Raw genomic sequence first — 17681 nt, 5'->3', positions numbered from 1 at the left:
ACGGCGACGCCTGTCAACCGGCGTCCGACAGGCTGCGATACGTCGACGAGTCGATGAGTCCCATGTACACCCCGCACGTGGATTGCGCGACTGCGGGTCTGATCGGCCATTCACCGCCCGGCATGCGCGGACAACGCGAGCGTACCGTACATTCACCACCCAGCATGCAAAGACGACGGGACGCAGGATCGGCAGTTGGACATCGTGGATCGTTCACCGCCCAGTATGCGTGGACGACGGACTAGAGCAACGCGATCAGCTGGTCGACCTGCTCGTCGGTCGTGGACCAACTGGTGCAGATGCGCATCACCGTATGCGTGTCGTCGGCCTTCTCCATGAATCCCAGCCGCACGTCGCGTTCCAAACGCTCGATGGTGGGCCGGTCGAGGGTGACGAAAATCTGGTTCGTCGGCGCGTCGAAGGTGAGCGTGTACCCCTTCTCACGCAGCGCGGCGCGGATGCAGTCGGCCGCGACGTTGGCGTTGCGGGCGATGCGAAGGTACAAATCATCGGTGAACAGCGTGTCGAACTGCAATCCCAACAGCCAGCCCTTGGCCAGCAGCGCGCCGTGCTGCTTGATCAGGGTGAGGAAATGCTTGGGCGTATTGCCGCGCGTGAACACCACGGCCTCGCCGAACATCGCCCCCACCTTGGTGCCGCCGATGTAGAACACGTCGGCGATGGCGGCCAGATCGGACAGGGTGATGTCGCAGCCGGTGGCGGTCAGGCCGTATCCCAGACGCGCGCCGTCCACGAACAGCGGCATATCGTATTTGTGGGCCACGGCGGCGAGCGCCTCCAGTTCGGCTTTGGTGTACATCGTGCCGTATTCGGTGGGCAGGGAGATATAGACGCAGCCGGGGAAGACCATATGCTCGTGGTTGGCGTCCGCATAGAACGTGGCGCAGTAGTCGTCGAGCTCGCGCGCGTCCATCAGGCCGTTGTGGTGCGGCAGGGTGAGCACCTTGTGCCCGGCGTATTCGATCGCGCCGGCCTCGTGCACGTTCGGATGGCCGGATTCGACCGCCACCACGCCCGCCCAGGCCGGGGTGATCGCGTCGATGACGACCTGGTTGGCCTGCGTGCCGCCGACCAAGAACCATACGTCCGCGTCGGGGCTGCCGCACGCCGCTTTGATCCTCTCTTTGGCGGATGCGCAGATCTCGTCCGAACCATAACCGGAGTAAAGGTTCTCCGAGGTGCGTTCCAACGCCTCAAGAATGGCGGGATGCGCCGCGCGGGAGTAGTCGTTCTCAAAAGCCAGCATGTTCACGTTCCTCTGTTTGATGGCACCTATTGAGGGCGGGTTGCCTCGACAAACCGTCAGTCTACTCCGTCGTATCCCGTCATTCCCAAGGCGTTGGGACAGAGCTAGATCACACCGTAGCGTTTGAGCAACGTCGGAATGTCGGTGCCGCCGAGTTTTTTAATCACCTTGTTCAGCACCGTCTTCTCGATGAAGTTGAGCTTCATCTCGGTGATCGGCTTGCCGTCGCGCAGTTTGACCGTGGCGTTCAGCAGGTTCCTCACGTCATACACCGAACCCCACACCTCGGGAACGCCGCGGTCCACGTCGCACAGCGTGTACACAGCCTCCATGCCGGTGCGCATCGAGTATTCCGTGGTGAAAATCGTGTCGCGCGGGGTTTCGGCGAACTGGCCGAGAAAAGCGAAGTTCACGGCACCGTCCGGCACCACGTCGGGGCGGTCGCCGGCCGATCGAGGCATGAAGAAAGCGGTGATGTACGGCATCATCACCGGCACGGTATTGGCATGGTCATGCGCAAGCCCATGAATCTGATTGACGGGCACGCCCATGTGATAAAGCCATTCCTCGCAAATCTCCTCGCCGGTGCATTCAGACATCGGCTTGTTCACGAAGTCGCCGGGCTTGTCCGGGAACAGACCGTACACCCATACGCACAGCTGGTTCTTCGGCTGATCCTTGAACTGTTGCTGACGGTTCAACGTCCAGCTCATCAGCCAACTGGAATCGGTGCAGGTCACAATGCCGCCGGTGACCACACGGCCGGTGTATGGATCGCGTTTGCAGATCTTCTGAATATATGGCGCGATCGCGCCATCCAATGTGGTCACGGTGGCGCTCATCCACTTCGACTTGTCCGGATCCGAACAGAAGGTGTCGGGATTGCCGAAACTCTTGTCCTGCGCGGCGATGCGACGCCACATATCCCAGCCGCCACCGGGTTTGATCTGTGGATCCCATCCTGCGGGCGTTGTTTGCGAGCCCATGGTGGAGTTCTCCACGCATCCGCCGTTGGTGATGAACACCAAATCGTCCTCGGTCAGATCGATGGACTGCATTTGCCCCCGCCCATCGGTGAGTATGATGCGCTTGGCCTGCTTGCGGTTCGGCGTGGAGTAGGGGTTGCGGGCATCACGCGCCTGCTCAGCCTGTTGGATGCGCAGAATCGTATCCTGGCCCGTGCCGGTGAACGAGCGCTTCGGTCCGGACGTGCGCGAGTCGGCGATATCGAACTCGATGTTGTCCACCTTTGTGTTGAAGTGGAATTGCACACCCGCACGCTCCAAATAGTGCACCATCGGCAGAATCATCGATTCGTACTGGTTGTAACGAGTGAAGCGCAGTGCCGAAAAGTCCGGCAATCCGCCGATGTGGTGGATAAATCGTTTGATGTACAGCTTCATCTCCAGCGCGGAATGCCAGTTCTCGAACGCGAACATCGTACGCCAGTACATCCAGAAGTTGGAGTTCAGCACCTCATCGTCGAAATAGTCGGTGATCGGCTTGTCATACAGTTCCTCATCCGGAGTGAAGAACAGCTTCATGATCTCCATACTGGCCTTGTCCGACAGACCGAACTTGCCATCGGTGCCGGCATCCTGTCCACGATTGTTCGTGGCGCGGCACAGTGAATAGTTCGGATCGTCCTTGTTCAGCCAGTAGTATTCGTCCAATACGGAAACGTCCGGATCGTCATCGGATGGGATTGAGCGGAACAGATCCCACATCACCTCGAAATGGTTGTCCATTTCGCGACCGCCGCGCATCACATAGCCGACGCCGGGAATATCGCGACCGTCGCATGCGCCGCCCGCCACGGCGTCCTTCTCGAAGATATGGATGTGGTCGCCGGGCATCTGCGCGTCGCGCACAAGATAGCATGCGGCGGAAAGGGCCGCCAGACCGGTGCCGATGATATACGCGCTTTTATGATCGATGCCCGAGGGCTTCTTCGGCGTGGCGAACGCCTCGTAATTGCCGTTCGAATAATACATGTCCGCCTCCTTGGGTTGTCGGATGACCCCCATTATGAATCCGGCATGCATCCAGCCGCTATAAACAAACCGGCCTGTTTGTTCAGTTTTCTGACAATGGGCGCGAATTGCTCAGCATCGTCGTCTGCCGGAACGTCAGTAGGCGAAACGTTCGAGCGCACCGCGGAAATCACCTTCGATGGCTTGGGCGAGTTTATCGACGAGCGCGGATGGTTCCTCACTCATATCGTCGGCGATCCACTCCAGCACAATGCCCACGAAAGCGTATTTGAACAGGTGCGCGATGAATTCCTGATCGTCCTCACGCACGTGCAGGCCAACGCTTTCCTCACGCACCACATCGATGAGCAGGTCATAGGTGATCTCATACAGATAACGCTCCACGCGTTCGCGGCTGACGCACTGGTACACGTTCATGATGAACGGTTTGTTGGCCCGTACGGATTCGAGGATGGACAGGAACCCCGTTTGCCAGGTGTCCGCGGTGCGATTGCCTTGGAGCGCACGCCCCGCATCCTCCTGACAGGACCATTCCACAAGATCATAGATGTCTTTGAAGTGGTAGTAGAAGGTCATGCGGCTGATGCCGCAATCCTCGGCTATGTCGCTGATGGTGATTTTGTTGAGGGGCTTGACCAGCAGCAGACGTTTGAGCGATGCCTCCATCGCGCGTTTTGTGGTTTGAGCCATGTCCGTTCCTTGTCGCTTGCCCTTATCGTACTCAATGCACAGCCCGGCGATTGTCCTGCAACTCAATATGCGACGTTTCTGGAAATCTTCAAAAGGAAAGCCCCTTCCCGAACATTTCGGAAGGGGCTTAATCGTTGGAAACACTGGGTTTCCTAGTGGGGTGGATAACGCGGCTCGAACGCGCGACCTTCTGAACCACAATCAGATGCTCTACCGACTGAGCTATATCCACCATTATTGAGTTATTCCGGTGAACCGAAATCCACACAACAGATGGATACTATACATGATTTCCCGGACGTGCACGACCACGGCGTGTTACGTGTCGAGCCGCGCCTTCTTCCGCACCACCCAATTCAGTCCCCAATCGGACATAGACCTCCTTCCAGCGCCCAAGCGCGGCCTGCACAGGGCGCATGGCACAATATTGCGTATGAGTGAAATCGACCGCCCGCTGGGCACTCCCCTTGGTTCCCGTCCGACCCGCATCCTGTTCCTCGGCTCCGGCGAGCTGGGCAAGGAGGTCACCATCGAGCTGATGCGGCTTGGCGCATGGGTGTGCGCGGCCGACTCCTATGCGGGCGCGCCCGCACAGCAGGTGGCCCACGAGTCCCGTGTGCTGGATATGGCGAACGCCGACGCGCTGCAGGCGCTGTTCGACGAGGTTCGTCCGGATATCATCGTGCCCGAGGTGGAGGCCATCGCCACCGAGGTGTTGACGGGCGCGGCGGCCCATGGCGCGCAGGTGGTGCCGAGCGCCGAGATCGCGGGGATCTGCATGGACCGCGAGCGCCTGCGCGTGCTGGCGCATGAGGAGTTGGGGTTGCCGACGACGCCGTACCGTTTCGCGGGTTCGCTCGACGAGTTGCGCGAGGGGGCGCCGGCCGTGGGCTATCCGTGCGTGGTCAAGCCGGTGATGAGTTCCTCCGGCCACGGCCAGTCCATTGTGCGCGGGACCGATGCGATCGACGCCGCGTGGACCGAGGCGCAGGAGGGCCGCCGCGCCGCCGGCGAGGGCGATGTGTCGCGTGTGATTGTGGAGGCGTTGGCGCCGCTCGACTATGAGCTGACGGTGCTGACGGTGAGTTCCAGCGCCGGCATCGCGGCCTGCGTGCCGATCGGTCAGCGTCAGGAAAGCGGGGATTACCGCGAGTCCTGGCAGCCGGCCTCTACGCCCGGTGCCGTGTTGGATGAGGCCCAGCGTATCGCCCGAGCCGCTGTGGAGGGTTTGGTTGCCAAGGCCAAGGCTTCCGGCGAGACCGGGTGGGGTGTGTTCGGCGTGGAGTTGTTCGTGCTCACCGATGGTTCGGTGCTGTTCAATGAGGTGTCGCCGCGTCCGCACGACACCGGCATGGTGACGATGGCTTCGCAGCGTTTGAGCGAGTTCGCCTTGCATGCCCGTGCGATTCTGGGCTTGCCTGTGACCGAGGGACATGTGGCGTTGGCGATTCCGTGTGACGCGGTGGCCGCGAGCCATGCGATCGTGGTAGCGGGCGACGGCGAGGCGGTGTTCGGCGATGTGGCGCAGGCGTTGGCCGAGCCGGGGACGGACTTGCGTATTTTCGCCAAGCCCGAAGTGCACGGGCATCGCCGTATGGCGGTGGCGTTGGCGGTCGGCACCGATGAGACGGACGCCCGCGCGAAGGCCGGCCGGGTGGCCGACGCACTGACCATCACCGTGGACTGACTCCTACACCGCTGTCCGCACTGTGTACGCCGTCGGCCGTGAGGTCGGGGCGGGTTATAGACTGGATATCGAAAAGTACTCTTTTTGACACGGAAGGATTCAGCATGACCGCTGAAGCAAACGTCGGAGTAGTCGGTCTGGCCGCCATGGGCGGCAGTCTCGCGCGCAATCTCGCCCATCACGGCAACACCGTGGCGGTGTACAACCGCTCCTACGGCCGTACGGAGAAGCTCATCGCCGAGCACGGCTCCGAAGGCGAGTTCCGCCCCGCCGAGACGTTGGAGGAGTTCGTCGCCAGCCTCACCAAGCCGCGCACCGCGATCATCATGGTGAAGGCCGGCGAGCCGACCGATCGGATGATCGACGCTCTGGCCGATCTGATGGAGCCGGGCGACATCATCGTCGACGCCGGCAACGCGTACTTCCCCGATACGATCCGTCGTGAGAAGGCGATTCGCGCCCGTGGATTGCATTTCGTGGGCTGCGGCGTGTCCGGCGGCGAAGAGGGCGCGTTGCGCGGTCCCTCCATGATGCCCGGCGGCACCGAGGAGTCCTGGACCACGCTGAAGCCGATTTTCGAATCCATCGCCGCCAAGGCGGAGGGCGAGCCCTGCGTGACGCATATCGGCGCGGACGGTGCCGGCCACTTCGTCAAGATGGTGCACAACGGCATCGAATACTCCGATATGCAGCTGATCGCCGAAAGCTACGACCTCATGCGCCGCGGCTTGGGGTTGGAACCGGCCGAGATCGGCGACGTGTTCGAACAGTGGAATTCCACCGAACTGGACTCCTATCTGATCGAAATCACCGCCGAGGTGCTACATCAGGTTGACAAGAAGACCGGCAAGCCGCTGGTCGATGTGATTGTGGACCATGCGGGCATGAAGGGCACCGGCACGTGGACCGTGCAGTCCGCGCTGGATCTGGCCGTGCCTGTCACCGGCATCGGCGAGGCCGTGTTCGCCCGTGGTCTCTCCTCGCAGACCGAACTGCGCGATGAGGCCGCCAAGCGTGGTTGCGCCGGCCCCGACGGCTCGCTGAACGTGGCCGAGGCCGATCGTCAGGCGTTCATCGACGACATCCGTCAAGCGCTGTACGCCTCCAAGATCGTCGCCTACGCGCAGGGCTTCAACGAGATCACGGCCGCCGCGAAGGAACATGATTGGGATATCGATCTGGCCGCGGTGGCGCGCATCTGGCGCGGCGGCTGCATCATCCGCGCGAAGTTCCTCAACCGCATCTCCGACGCCTTCGAGTCGGGCGAGGCGAATGTGTCTCTGCTGTTCGCCCCCTACTTCAAGGAGGCCATCGAGAACGCGCAGGCCGCATGGCGCCGCGTGGTGGCCCGCGCCGCCGAATACGGCGTGCCGACCCCGGTGTTCGCCTCGTCGCTCTCCTACTTCGACGGCCTGCGCTCCAAGCGCCTGCCCGCGGCCCTGATCCAAGGCCAGCGCGACTTCTTCGGCGCGCACACCTATGGCCGCGTCGACGCCCCCGGCGTGTTCCACACGCTGTGGGCCACCGAGGACCGCGAGGAGATCGAGGCCTAAATACCGGCCTCGTCATCGGATAGTTTCGCCGCCATCGTCCGCCATGTTTCACGGCACATTCTGACACCCGACGTCAGGAGGTGCCGTGAAACATGGCGGACGTTCGTGTTTCACGGCACAAACCGACGAGCCAACGTCAGAAGGTGCCGTGAAACATCGTTTGTAAGCATGTTTCACGGCACCTTCTGACGCCACCCACCGGCCCAAACGCCTGTCATGAAAAATGACCACATCGCTTTTTGCTCCGTGGACGCACGGCTATAATCATCCGCGGACATGTGAAGGGGGAATGCATGCGGGCGAACACGTTGGCCATTGTGGATAACGACGTATGGGTGCTGTCCGGTCTGATGTCTTTCTTCAGCGCACGGTTTCCGCAGCTCGACATCATATGGACGGCGACCGATGCCGATAGCGCGCTGCAAAAACTGCACGATGGGCAACGTCCGAACGTTCTGCTGACCGACATCTCAATGGGAAACGTATCAGGCATTGAACTTATCCACCGGATTCGCCAGCGAGACTCCCATCTCGGCGTCGTTGCCATAACCGCCTTTCCGATGGAACAGTACGCCCACGCCGTCGCGCAAGCCGGAGGCCAGGCGCTGGTCAGCAAACAGAACCCTCAAAAAATCGCGGAGGCGGTGTTATCCGTAGGACAAGGCGGAGTAGGCGAACCCGTTGACGAAATCGTCTTCCCGACAGCGCAACAAGCGTTTGACATTGCGGCGGCAAGCCAGCCCACAGGCATCGAAACACTCTCCCCCATGGAATCGCGAATCGTGGAATTATGCGCCCAAGGAATGACCTCCGTCGAAATCGCCCACACGCTCGGCAAAGCCGTCGCCACGGTCAACACGCATCTGCAACGCGCATTGGAAAAAACCGAAGCGCGCAACCGCACGCATCTAGTCGTCCTATGGCTCGAACGGCAGCATCATTATGGCAATTAAAAATAAACTTTCTCTGATATCGATTCGAAAAAAACTTAAGCAGGCTTATTCCTGTCATATCGCTCCCTCACGTTGAACACTCTTACATGCTATTTTTCTCAATATTGGCAATGGTCTTCGACGGGTATGCCATCATTATCGCAAGATTGACTCGGCCTATCAACACAGAGGATTGGTGCTGGTTTTGCATATACATGTTGCTTTGCTCATTACTTTCGAAATTTCCTCGTTTTTCCAGCAGTGCAATAATCTTGCTGTTATCAGTACTTTGTCTATTCCCTGATCTTGGCGATAACCAGTACATGTTTGCTGGCATCATCATTACATTTGGCATATTCGCATATACCATGTCAATTCTTGCCGTGGGAATCATTTCTGCGCTAACAGCTGCAATCCTGTTCTTTTCAGAAATATATTACGAAAAAACATTATCTGCCGCATTAGTAACAGTTCCAATTTATCTTATTGCCATTGTCGTTGGATACACTTGCAAGCTTAACCGGGAAATCTCATTGGCTAGAGAGCAGAACGCCAAAAAGGAAGCCGAGCTGCATGCTCAACTGCACATATACCAGCGCAACCTACGTTTAGCTCGAAATCTGCACGATACGGTTGCGAACAATCTCAGTTACATCATCTCCATAGCCGACGCACAGGAAGGGCCGATGTGGAGAAATATTTCCACAAAAGCCAATGAATCATTCGACACCACGCATGAGGTTATCCGACTGTTGCATGATACCAACGCCAAGCCAGCACTATTTCAGGGAACCATTCATTCGCTGATCCAACAACAACGTGCGGAGCTGGAACAACTTGACATCCATGGATACTATGAAGTGGATCAGTTCAATGAGAACATTCTCGCCGAAGAGATTCGCCATGAGATGGCGCAACTCATCGGCGAGATTTTCAAAAACGTATCCAAGCATGCCGACACCGTTCATAAGGAATTCCTTTTCATCCTTCGCTGCCGACCACTCATGGTGGAACTCATTCAGATGAATACCGTTTCCCCAACAGCACACCCACTTTCCCGCGGCCACGGGCTGGCACTGCATCGTGAAATCATTCAGGCATTAGGCGGTTCGTTGACCACGCAAACGGAAGACAACACATGGACGTTGCATGCCGTCTTCCCCATCGATGGTCATCCGTCGGAGTCAACGGCGCTAGAACACACGGCACAACAGCGATAAGGGCTCACCAATCTCTGTGGTGTGTTTACCCTACAGAGATTTCAGTACAGGCATTTCATTCTCCGCGTCATACCCATCTATCGTGTGACGGACGACCATCGTCCACGATCGGCGCGACCGCACGCATTCCGCAACGGTTCGATTGATTGAGGGACATCCCCTTTTGGTGATCGCATCGCCACCCAGAACCGCAGAATTATGAAGAATAGCAACAAGTTAGTGGCTGCAGCGTTGTCCGCGTTGCTGCTGTCGGGATGTGCGGCCTGCGGAAATCCCACTTCGGACTCCGACCAGGTCACGGACCCAACGGTGAATTCCGATTCGACGAATACAGTGACGGTGACCAGCGGCACACTGGCACCCACGATCTCCGCTCAGGCCACCGTCATATCGAATACGGCGTTCACGCTCACGGCCTCGGCGCAAGGTGTGTTCCAAGCCTCGGCGAAGGTCGGCGACGTCGTCAAAGCCCAGCAGGTGCTGGGTTGGGTGGATTCGACCCCCATCACGTCACCGGTCGAGGGCACCATCGTCTCGGTCGCGGGATCCGGCGTGACGGTTCCACGCAACTATCCCGTCGTCACACTGACATACAGCGGGTTCGCATTGCAAACCGACGCGACCCGTCTGCTGCGCATGACGGATTCATCCGACAATCTCAGCGGCAAATTCCAAATCACCAACGGCGAGGGACCGACCTCCTGCGCGGCCGTCGTCCTCTCGCGGCAGGCGGCGGAATCCTCAACGGACTCAAGCAGCGGCACCACAGACAGTAACACCACAGACGGCAGCGGCGATCAATCGACGGCCGGCAGCATCGCCTATAAACCGACGGCGGAACCGTCGCGTGTCATTCCCATCTCTGCGTATGTCAAAGACCCGGATGACGCGAACGCATCCGGTGGAACCGACGATGGCGGCGAAGCATCCTCGAACGGTGATTCGGCCTCCGATAACGACGCTGCCGCCAGTGGCGATTCCGCCTCCGCAGGCGGCACGAGCTCCGGCAGCGGCACCGCATCATCCGGAAACGCCAATTCATCAACAAACGGGGGCAATACCTCCAACGGATTCGCCTCCACAGCGCCGTCATCATCCACCACCATGGCCTGTCTGGTCGGCAAAGACATCGACGTGCGCGAAGGGGAAAGCGGCACGTTGGTGCTCACCGCGTCCGCGACCCAGCAGTCGCTCCTGCTGCCTGTGTCCGCAGTGGCGGGACGCAGCGGAAAAGGCACCGTGACCAAGGTCACCGACGACGGCCAAGAGCAGGTATCCGTCGAATTGGGTGCCAGCGACGGCGCGCGCATCGTCATCACCTCCGGCTTGTCGGAAGGCGACACGGTGCTCGCCACCGCACCGAATCTGACCGTCAAACAAACCCAGTAGCCAACCGACATGAACGATATGCTGATTTCCGCGCGCCATCTCACCGCGCATGTCGCGTCGACGGGCAAACACACGCTGCGCATTGTGAACGACGTGTCGCTCGACATCCAACGAGGCGAATCCTATGCGATCGTGGGCAAATCCGGTTCAGGCAAAACCTCGCTGATTTCGATTCTCGGCCTGCTGAACGCGCGCTATTCCGGCGATCTCATGTTCGACGGCAAGAATATGCGCTCCATACCGGACCGTGAACGCGCCGTGGTCCGCTCCACACGCATCGGATTCGTATTTCAGAACTATTCCCTGATTCCCCAGCTCAATGTGTGGCAGAACGTCGCGCTCCCCATGCAGTACGCGCGCAAAGGATCATCCTCACGCCGCAAACACCGCGCCTTGGATTGCTTGCGACAGGTGGGATTGGACGCCCGCGCCGCGGATCGGCCCCGCACGCTATCGGGAGGCGAACAGCAGCGTGTGGCCATCGCGCGGGCGATGGTATGCGCTCCCGACCTGCTGATCTGCGACGAACCGACCGGAGCGCTGGACAAGGATACGGGGGACGCCGTGATGGAGTTGCTGATGAGGCTGGTACGGACGGAAGGGCGCACGCTGGTCATGGTGACCCACGACACCGATATCGCCAAGCTTTGTCAGCATCAGCTGCGCATGGACCGGGGGATGATCACACCATGCTGATCATGATGCTGCGGGACCTGCGTCTGGCCCCTATCCGCACGGCGCTGACCGCCGTCAGCATGCTCATCGGCGTGCTCGCGGTCGTCGGCGCGTCGCTGGTGGGCACCATAGGCAGCACATTCCTTGAGGCGACGAACGCTCAGATAGCGGGACGACCGGCCTCCTACCTGGTGTCGGTCGAAGCTCCGAAAGGACTGGATGCCGACCAGATGCAGGAATTCGCCACGGCGCTGGCCGATGCGGATGGCGTGGCGATGGCACCGGTGGTCACATTGTCGGAAGGTCTGACCATCGTCCCCTCAGACGGCGGAGGAACCATCATTCCCAGCACCGTGTCCGAAACCGTGCTCACCACGTCGAGGTACCGCGACGTCTACCTGCTTCCTCTTGTCTCAGGGCGATGGTTCTCGGCGGAATCCGACGCCGCGGGATTGCAGATCGTCGTCAACGAGGCCGGGCAGAATCGGTATGGCGGAGTCGGCAGCACGCTCTCCCTCACCTCGCAGGGCACTCAAACCGTGACCTCCGCCACGGTGACCGGAGTCATCAACGACGCCGACGACTCCCCTCGCGCCTACATCAACGCCACCTCGTTCGCCATGTTCGAACCCCAATTATGGGAGCCGCAATCCGTCGACGTGTATGCGCATCCGCAATCCTCCGGCAGCACGGCCAACGACATCTCGTCGCTGGTGTCGGACATCGCGTATGACTCGTTCTCGGGATCCGCGACCGGAGTGCAGCGCATCGACAACAGCGATTCGTATACCGAAGTGCTGAGCTACCTGCAAACCGCGTTCGCGGCGTGTGCCGCGCTGTTGTTGGCCATGGCGGCGCTGGGATTGCTGAACATCGGCTTGTCCGATATCGAGCAACGCAGCCACGAGCTGCTGATCCGCCGGGCTTTGGGAGCGTCCCGAACGCATGTGATGCTGCTGGTTTCCGGCTCAAGCGTCATTCTGTCCCTTATCGTCGCGGCGGTGGCGATCACGTTGTCCATGGCGTTCGTCGCGATGATTCCTTCGATATTGCCGGCGGACAGCCCTATACCGCATCCCTCATATCCGTATGACGCCGCCGGCTATGCCCTTGCCGGCGCCGTAGTCACCGCACTGCTTGGCAGCGCCGTTCCCGCGGTCAAGGCCGCGCGTCTCGAACCCGCGATGGCATTGCGCTAGCAGCGCGTTATCTGTCGTAATAACCAATCCAATCTAAGGAGAATATGATGCGCATATCACGCACGCACGGTATCGCGGCCACAGCAATCGCTCTCTGCATGGCCCTTGGCCTCGCCGGATGCACGATCGGCGGGCAGACGAACAGCAGTGACTCGACCGCGGACCAGCAGACCACCGAGAACGGCTCGGCAGATAGCTCGACATCGAAGTTCCTCGATGCGGACGGCATACAGAAGGAATACGCTTCGACGCTGGAAAGCCTTGAATTCCCCGACGGCTATACTCCGCCGGCCACGATGGATACCTCCGGCGCAACCCAATTCGAACAGGGGTCCGGAGAATCCTCGGCCTCGTTCATATGGATGTGCGCTTGGGAGGAGGATTGGCTGAATAGCTACGCCACCAACGAGCAGGAGGCGAGCTCTGCTTTGCAGCAGTTGAACAAGGCCAAAGACATGCCGTTCATGCAGTCGGACCGGGTCGACGAGCCGACCCGCGACATGCTGCAGAGCAGGCTTGATAAGGCGGCCATGTCGGACCCCTCCGGCATACAGCAGGATGTGGATCTGAACTGCTCGGCGCAGTAGCGGTTCCTTTTTACAGCACAGCAACTGGCCTTTTCCTGTCATCCTGAGCGGAGTCCGTTAGGACGGAGTCGAAGGATCTCTTGCCCTTGCCGGTATGAGATTCTTCGACTCCGCTGCGCTCCGCTCAGAATGACGAGAAGGATTTTCTACAGCAGACTTGCGGCGGCGGTGTCGATCAGCCAGAGCAGTTCGTCGGCGGCGTCGGCATAGGAGCTGGGAGCTTCCGGGTTGCGCGGCGCGGCGAACGCTTTGGCCACGGCTTCGGCCTTGCGGCTTTCGGAGGTGAACACCCAAGTGCGGTGCGCCCTGGCGATCATCGGCACGGTGAGCGTGACGCGCAGAGGCGGCGGCTTGGGCGAATCGCGCACGCCGGCGACCAGCGTGTGCGGATCGTCGATCAGCACCTCCTGCTTGCCGGGGAACAGCGAGGCGAAATGCGCGTCCGGTCCGACGCCGAACATGATGAGGTCCAACTGCGGATCCTCCCCCAGTTCCTCAACCAGTTCTCGCTGGTAGGCGTCCGCGGCCTGGGCCAGCACGGCGTCGGTCTGATCCGCGTCGGCGGCGGCGATCTCATCCGCCGAACGCGCGTCCGCCGGCATCTCATGGATATTCGATTCCGGCAGGCGGCCCGATTCCACCAGCGCGTCGAACAGCGCCTCCCGCGCCTGCTTGGCGTTGCGGTCGCTACTGTCGGCGGCCACGAAACGCTCGTCGCCCCACCAGATATGCACGCGGGACCAGTCGACGGCCACGGCGAGGGGACTCTCCCCCATCACTTTGAGCACGTAGATGCCGTCCGTGCCGCCGGTCACGCCGATGTCGACGCGCGTGCGGCCCGGTTCGGCCAGCAGGTCGGTGATGGTGAGCAGCGTGCGCGCGGCCACGGCCTGCGCCAGCGTTTCCGGATCCGGATAGACGATGGTCTGTCGAACGCTCATTTGCGCTTCCTTTCGTTGCTTATCGCTGCGGGTGGATGAGGTCCCAGCCGCGGGTGAGCACTTCGGCGTAGACCTCGTCGGGGTCGAGACGGCGCAGTTCCTCGCTCAGGCATTCCTCCAAGGTGCGGGCCGGCACGGAGATGGTCTGCGGCGTCTGGCCGGGGGTGCTGATCGTGGCCACGCCCTCTTCGACGGAGGGGCGTTCCAGACTGAGCACGCCGTCCGCGCGGGTCAGATACACGCCGGTGACCGCGTCGGAGCCGGGCACGTCCTCGATGGTGACGGACACGCCGAGTTTCAACCGCAGCCATGCGGCGAGCATGGTCATCGAAATGAAGTCCTTCGGTCCGCTCACCTTCGCTGAAATGATCGGCAGATGCGGCGGCTGGTCCAGCATGGTGGCGATCATCGCGCGCCATACGGTCAGCCGGGTCCACGACATGTCGATGTTCTGGCTCGACCAGTTGCGGCGCAGATCCTCGATGGTGCGGGCCGGATTGCTGGAACGTTTGGCGTCGGTGATGCGGCGGCGGGCCATCGCGCCGAGCAGGTCGGTTTTCGGATTGGCCGGCGCTTCGGTCGGCCACCAGGCCACCACGGGCGCGTCGGGGACCAGCAGCGGAATCACCAATGTGTCCGGATGGTGCACAAGCCCGCCGCGCGGTCGCAGCACGATGATCTCGCCCGCACCGGCGTCCGCGCCGAAACGGATCTCCGCGTCCAGATTCGACCGCCCGGATTCGCTGGCCGCGTCGGCCGCCATACCGCCCTGCGTGTCGACGAAAACCTGGGTTTTGCCCGTCCGCGCGCCTTGTGCGGCCCGCCCGTCGGCGACGGCCTCGGATTCGGCTTTCGCCGCCGCACGGGCTTTGCCGGCATGCGGCACCACGGCGATCACACGGCAGGGATGCTCGCGGCTGGCGTTGTTCGCGAGCTCGAGCGCGTGCTCCAGCTCGCCCTCGTCGGTGGCGATGAGCAGGGTGAGCACGCGGCCCAACGCCGCTTCGCCGCGCTCCTCGTGCAGTTCGTCGATTTTCGCCGCGATCTCACGCGTGCGGGTGTTGTTGAGTTCGATAATCATGGCATCCTCCACTGGCGCCCGTCGCGGGCGAGCATCTCATCGGCTTCGGCCGGTCCCCACGTTCCGGAACGGTAGGGTTGCGGCTGGCCGAGTGTGGACCAGAACTCCTCGATCGGGTCGAGGATCTCCCAAGAGAGTTCCACCTCACGGGTGGTCGGGAACAGCGGCGGATCGCCGAGCAGCACGTCGAGGATCAGCCTCTCGTAGGCTTCGGGCGAGCTTTCGGTGAAGGAGCGGCCGTAGCTGAAGTCCATCGACACGTCGCGCACCTCCATCGAGGTGCCGCCGGGCACCTTCGCGCCGAAGCGGATGGTCACGCCCTCGTCGGGCTGCACGCGGATCACGATCGCGTTCTTGCCCAGTTCGCGTGTGGCGGTCGATTCGAACGGCAGATGCGGGGCGCGTTTGAACACCACCGCGATTTCGGTGACGCGCTTGCCCAAGCGTTTGCCGCAACGCAGGTAGAACGGCACACCGGCCCAGCGTCGGGTGTCGACGTCGAGACGGATCGCCGCATAGGTTTCGGTGGTGGAGTTCGGGTCGATGCCCTTCTCGTCGAGATAGCCCACCACCTCATGCGAGCCCTGCCAGCCGGCGGCGTACTGTCCGCGGGCCGTGTGCGCCGCGAGATCCTTGGGCAGTTTGACGGCGGACAGAACCTTGGTTTTCTCCGCGGTCAGGTCGGCGGCGGAGAAGCTCACCGGCTCCTCCATGGCGGTGAGCGCGAGCAGCTGCAGCAGATGGTTCTGGATCACGTCGCGGGCGGCGCCGATGCCGTCGTAATAGCCCGCGCGACCGGCCACGCCGATGTCCTCGGCCATGGTGATCTGCACATGGTCCACATAGTTGGCGTTCCAGATCGGCTCGTACATCGCGTTGGCGAAACGCAGGGCCAGCAGGTTCTGCACGGTCTCCTTGCCCAGATAATGGTCGATGCGGAACACGCTGGAGGGGTCGAACACCTCGGAGACGACGCGGTCGAGCTCGCGCGCGCTGTCGAGGTCATGGCCGAAGGGTTTCTCGATGATCACGCGACGCCACGCGTCGTCTTCGGACTTCGCCAGACCGCAGTCGGCCAGCTGGCGGGAGACGATGGGGAAAGCGCGCGGCGGCACCGACATGTAGAAGGCGTGGTTGCCGCGTGTGCCGCGTTCGCGGTCGAGCTGGGAGACGGTGTCGGACAGGCGCGCGAACGCCTCCGGATCGTCGAAGGTGCCCTGCACGAAGCGGATGCCCGCGGCCAGCTGCTTCCACGTGCTTTCGCGGAACGGCGTGCGGCAATGCGATTCGACGTTCTCACGCACGAAGGCGCGGAACTCGTCCTCGCTCCAGTCGCGGCGGGCGAAGCCGGTCAGGCCGAAGCTCGGCGGCAGAAGACCCCGGTTGGCCAGATCGTAGATGGCGGGCAGCAGCTTCTTGCGCGACAGATCGCCGGTCACGCCGAAGATCACGATGCCGCAGGGGCCCGCGATACGTGGCAGGCGCAGATCGCGCGGATCGCGCAACGGGTTGGACCACTCTTCGGCCATCGCGGCCGTATTGGTTGTGGATTGACTCATGAATCCAGTCTAAACCGCCGCAATCATCCCACAGCCTAATCGTTGCACGATGTTGCCGTTCATCGCATCATCAATGTAGCCGGCGCTTGCTAACCTGTTCTCCGTTAGTTCACCGTATTTCCACTCCTATTTGACGCATCAGGAAGGCGGATCATGGAGAAGTTGGAGAAGCTCTACGAGGGCAAGGCCAAGAAACTGTACGCGACGGACGACCCGGACATTCTGTGGGTCGACTACATGAACCAGGCCACCGCCGGAAACGGCGAGAAGAAGGCCCAGATCGAAGGCAAGGGCAGCCTGAACAACCACATCACCTCCGTGATCTTCGACCTGCTCAAGGCCCGCGGCGTGGACTCCCACTTCGTCGAGAAACTCTCCGACACCGAGCAGCTGGTGCGGAAGATGGACATGTTCCCGCTTGAGATCATCATGCGCAACACGGCCGCCGGCTCCTTCGCCAAGCGTTACGGCGTTGAGGAGGGCACCCCGCTCAAGAAGCCGATCCTCGAATTCTGCGTGAAGTCAGACGCGCTGGGAGACCCGTTCATCACCGAGGACGGCGTGGTGGCGCTGGGTCTGGCCTCCGAGGAGGAGATGGCCGAAATCTCCAAGCAGGCGCGCGCCGTGAACGCCGCCCTGCTCGACATCTTCTCGAAGATCGACGTCAAGCTCGTGGACTTCAAGATCGAGGAAGGCAAGACCTCCGACGGCGCGATTCTGCTCGCCGACGAGATCACCCCCGACACCTGCCGCCTGTGGGACACCAAGGACGAGTCCGGCAAGATCGAGCATCTCGACAAGGATCTGTTCCGCCGCGACCTGGGCAACATCATCCCCGCCTACGAGGAGATCTACGGCCGTCTCAAGTCCCTGGCCGAATCCGAAGGCATCGCAGTCGACGACTGAT

General features: G+C 61.3%; 15 protein-coding genes and 1 tRNA gene. 9 read left to right on the top strand and 7 right to left on the bottom strand.

Annotated features, from left to right (window positions below; genetic code table 11):
• Positions 1-241 precede the first annotated feature (241 nt).
• The 4 genes from BL8807_RS07420 to BL8807_RS07405 all read right to left on the bottom strand — a co-directional run bounded on the left by BL8807_RS07420 (position 242) and on the right by BL8807_RS07405 (position 4183).
• Positions 242-1267: a threonine aldolase family protein gene (locus BL8807_RS07420; protein ID WP_072726498.1), complete on the bottom strand. Its 1026-nt coding sequence runs from the start codon at positions 1265-1267 to the stop codon at positions 242-244.
• Between the two features lie 104 nt (positions 1268-1371).
• Positions 1372-3261 (bottom strand): oleate hydratase, encoded by a 1890-nt coding sequence (locus tag BL8807_RS07415; RefSeq protein WP_072726500.1) that lies wholly within the window; start codon positions 3259-3261, stop codon positions 1372-1374.
• Between the two features lie 135 nt (positions 3262-3396).
• Positions 3397-3951, bottom strand: a complete 555-nt coding sequence (locus BL8807_RS07410; protein ID WP_072726502.1) for a TetR/AcrR family transcriptional regulator — start codon at positions 3949-3951, stop codon at positions 3397-3399.
• 156 nt (positions 3952-4107) lie between these two features.
• A tRNA-His gene (locus tag BL8807_RS07405) sits at positions 4108-4183 on the bottom strand.
• Between the two features lie 201 nt (positions 4184-4384).
• Here BL8807_RS07405 and purT point away from each other — a divergent pair.
• The 8 genes from purT to BL8807_RS07365 all read left to right on the top strand — a co-directional run bounded on the left by purT (position 4385) and on the right by BL8807_RS07365 (position 13193).
• Positions 4385-5638, top strand: coding sequence for a formate-dependent phosphoribosylglycinamide formyltransferase (gene purT, locus BL8807_RS07400; RefSeq protein WP_072726504.1), 1254 nt, complete (start codon positions 4385-4387; stop codon positions 5636-5638).
• A 104-nt stretch (positions 5639-5742) separates the two neighbouring features.
• Positions 5743-7191, top strand: coding sequence for an NADP-dependent phosphogluconate dehydrogenase (gene gndA, locus BL8807_RS07395; protein ID WP_072726506.1), 1449 nt, complete (start codon positions 5743-5745; stop codon positions 7189-7191).
• Between the two features lie 293 nt (positions 7192-7484).
• Positions 7485-8144, top strand: coding sequence for a response regulator transcription factor (locus tag BL8807_RS07390; protein WP_072726512.1), 660 nt, complete (start codon positions 7485-7487; stop codon positions 8142-8144).
• A 302-nt stretch (positions 8145-8446) separates the two neighbouring features.
• Positions 8447-9343 carry a sensor histidine kinase gene (locus BL8807_RS07385; protein ID WP_143148002.1) on the top strand — a complete coding sequence of 299 codons (897 nt, stop codon included), beginning with the start codon at positions 8447-8449 and terminating at the stop codon, positions 9341-9343.
• Positions 9344-9562: 219 nt separating this feature from the next.
• Positions 9563-10732: an efflux RND transporter periplasmic adaptor subunit gene (locus BL8807_RS07380; protein ID WP_143148003.1), complete on the top strand. Its 1170-nt coding sequence runs from the start codon at positions 9563-9565 to the stop codon at positions 10730-10732.
• Positions 10733-10750: 18 nt separating this feature from the next.
• Complete coding sequence (locus BL8807_RS07375) at positions 10751-11428, top strand: ABC transporter ATP-binding protein (RefSeq protein ID WP_211278301.1); 678 nt, start codon at positions 10751-10753, stop codon at positions 11426-11428.
• Entirely contained in the window at positions 11422-12606 is a 1185-nt protein-coding gene (locus BL8807_RS07370) for an ABC transporter permease (RefSeq protein ID WP_083570259.1), read from the top strand. Before BL8807_RS07375 ends, BL8807_RS07370 begins: the two co-directional genes overlap by 7 nt.
• A 44-nt stretch (positions 12607-12650) precedes the next feature.
• Complete coding sequence (locus BL8807_RS07365; RefSeq protein ID WP_143148004.1) at positions 12651-13193, top strand: hypothetical protein; 543 nt, start codon at positions 12651-12653, stop codon at positions 13191-13193.
• Between the two features lie 146 nt (positions 13194-13339).
• On the opposite strand, the gene pgl is transcribed toward BL8807_RS07365, so the two are convergent.
• Genes pgl through zwf form a run of 3 tightly spaced genes read right to left on the bottom strand, consistent with a single transcriptional unit; the run spans position 13340 to position 16774 of the window.
• Positions 13340-14134: a 6-phosphogluconolactonase gene (gene pgl, locus BL8807_RS07360; RefSeq protein ID WP_072726523.1), complete on the bottom strand. Its 795-nt coding sequence runs from the start codon at positions 14132-14134 to the stop codon at positions 13340-13342.
• Between the two features lie 19 nt (positions 14135-14153).
• On the bottom strand, positions 14154-15215 hold the full coding sequence (locus BL8807_RS07355; protein WP_072726525.1) for a glucose-6-phosphate dehydrogenase assembly protein OpcA: 1062 nt from the start codon (positions 15213-15215) through the stop codon (positions 14154-14156).
• Positions 15212-16774: a glucose-6-phosphate dehydrogenase gene (gene zwf, locus BL8807_RS07350; protein ID WP_072726527.1), complete on the bottom strand. Its 1563-nt coding sequence runs from the start codon at positions 16772-16774 to the stop codon at positions 15212-15214. Before zwf ends, BL8807_RS07355 begins: the two co-directional genes overlap by 4 nt.
• A gap of 153 nt (positions 16775-16927) precedes the next feature.
• On the opposite strand from zwf, the gene purC reads away from it, so the two are divergent.
• A complete protein-coding gene (gene purC / locus BL8807_RS07345; RefSeq protein ID WP_072726529.1) occupies positions 16928-17680 on the top strand; it encodes a phosphoribosylaminoimidazolesuccinocarboxamide synthase in 753 nt (250 codons plus the stop codon).
• Position 17681 lies beyond the last annotated feature (1 nt).

The sequence above is a fragment of the Bifidobacterium lemurum genome, assembly GCF_014898175.1.
GTDB classification, from domain to species: Bacteria; Actinomycetota; Actinomycetes; order Actinomycetales; family Bifidobacteriaceae; genus Bifidobacterium; species Bifidobacterium lemurum.
The sequence above is the reverse complement of the archived record's forward strand: the minus strand, read 5'-3'. Positions and strand labels throughout refer to the sequence as shown.

Excerpts from the sequence above, each read along its gene's own strand:
- BL8807_RS07410 (WP_072726502.1), bottom strand. The coding sequence starts at position 3,951 with ATGGCTCAAACCACAAAACGCGCGATGGAGGCATCGCTCAAACGTCTG.
- BL8807_RS07375 (WP_211278301.1), top strand. The coding sequence starts at position 10,751 with ATGCTGATTTCCGCGCGCCATCTCACCGCGCATGTCGCGTCGACGGGC.
- BL8807_RS07355 (WP_072726525.1), bottom strand. The coding sequence starts at position 15,215 with ATGATTATCGAACTCAACAACACCCGCACGCGTGAGATCGCGGCGAAA.
- BL8807_RS07365 (WP_143148004.1), top strand. The coding sequence starts at position 12,651 with ATGATGCGCATATCACGCACGCACGGTATCGCGGCCACAGCAATCGCT.
- purC (WP_072726529.1), top strand. The coding sequence starts at position 16,928 with ATGGAGAAGTTGGAGAAGCTCTACGAGGGCAAGGCCAAGAAACTGTAC.
- BL8807_RS07370 (WP_083570259.1), top strand. The coding sequence starts at position 11,422 with ATGCTGATCATGATGCTGCGGGACCTGCGTCTGGCCCCTATCCGCACG.
- gndA (WP_072726506.1), top strand. The coding sequence starts at position 5,743 with ATGACCGCTGAAGCAAACGTCGGAGTAGTCGGTCTGGCCGCCATGGGC.
- BL8807_RS07420 (WP_072726498.1), bottom strand. The coding sequence starts at position 1,267 with ATGCTGGCTTTTGAGAACGACTACTCCCGCGCGGCGCATCCCGCCATT.
- BL8807_RS07385 (WP_143148002.1), top strand. The coding sequence starts at position 8,447 with ATGTTTGCTGGCATCATCATTACATTTGGCATATTCGCATATACCATG.
- pgl (WP_072726523.1), bottom strand. The coding sequence starts at position 14,134 with ATGAGCGTTCGACAGACCATCGTCTATCCGGATCCGGAAACGCTGGCG.
- zwf (WP_072726527.1), bottom strand. The coding sequence starts at position 16,774 with ATGAGTCAATCCACAACCAATACGGCCGCGATGGCCGAAGAGTGGTCC.
- BL8807_RS07415 (WP_072726500.1), bottom strand. The coding sequence starts at position 3,261 with ATGTATTATTCGAACGGCAATTACGAGGCGTTCGCCACGCCGAAGAAG.
- purT (WP_072726504.1), top strand. The coding sequence starts at position 4,385 with ATGAGTGAAATCGACCGCCCGCTGGGCACTCCCCTTGGTTCCCGTCCG.
- BL8807_RS07390 (WP_072726512.1), top strand. The coding sequence starts at position 7,485 with ATGCGGGCGAACACGTTGGCCATTGTGGATAACGACGTATGGGTGCTG.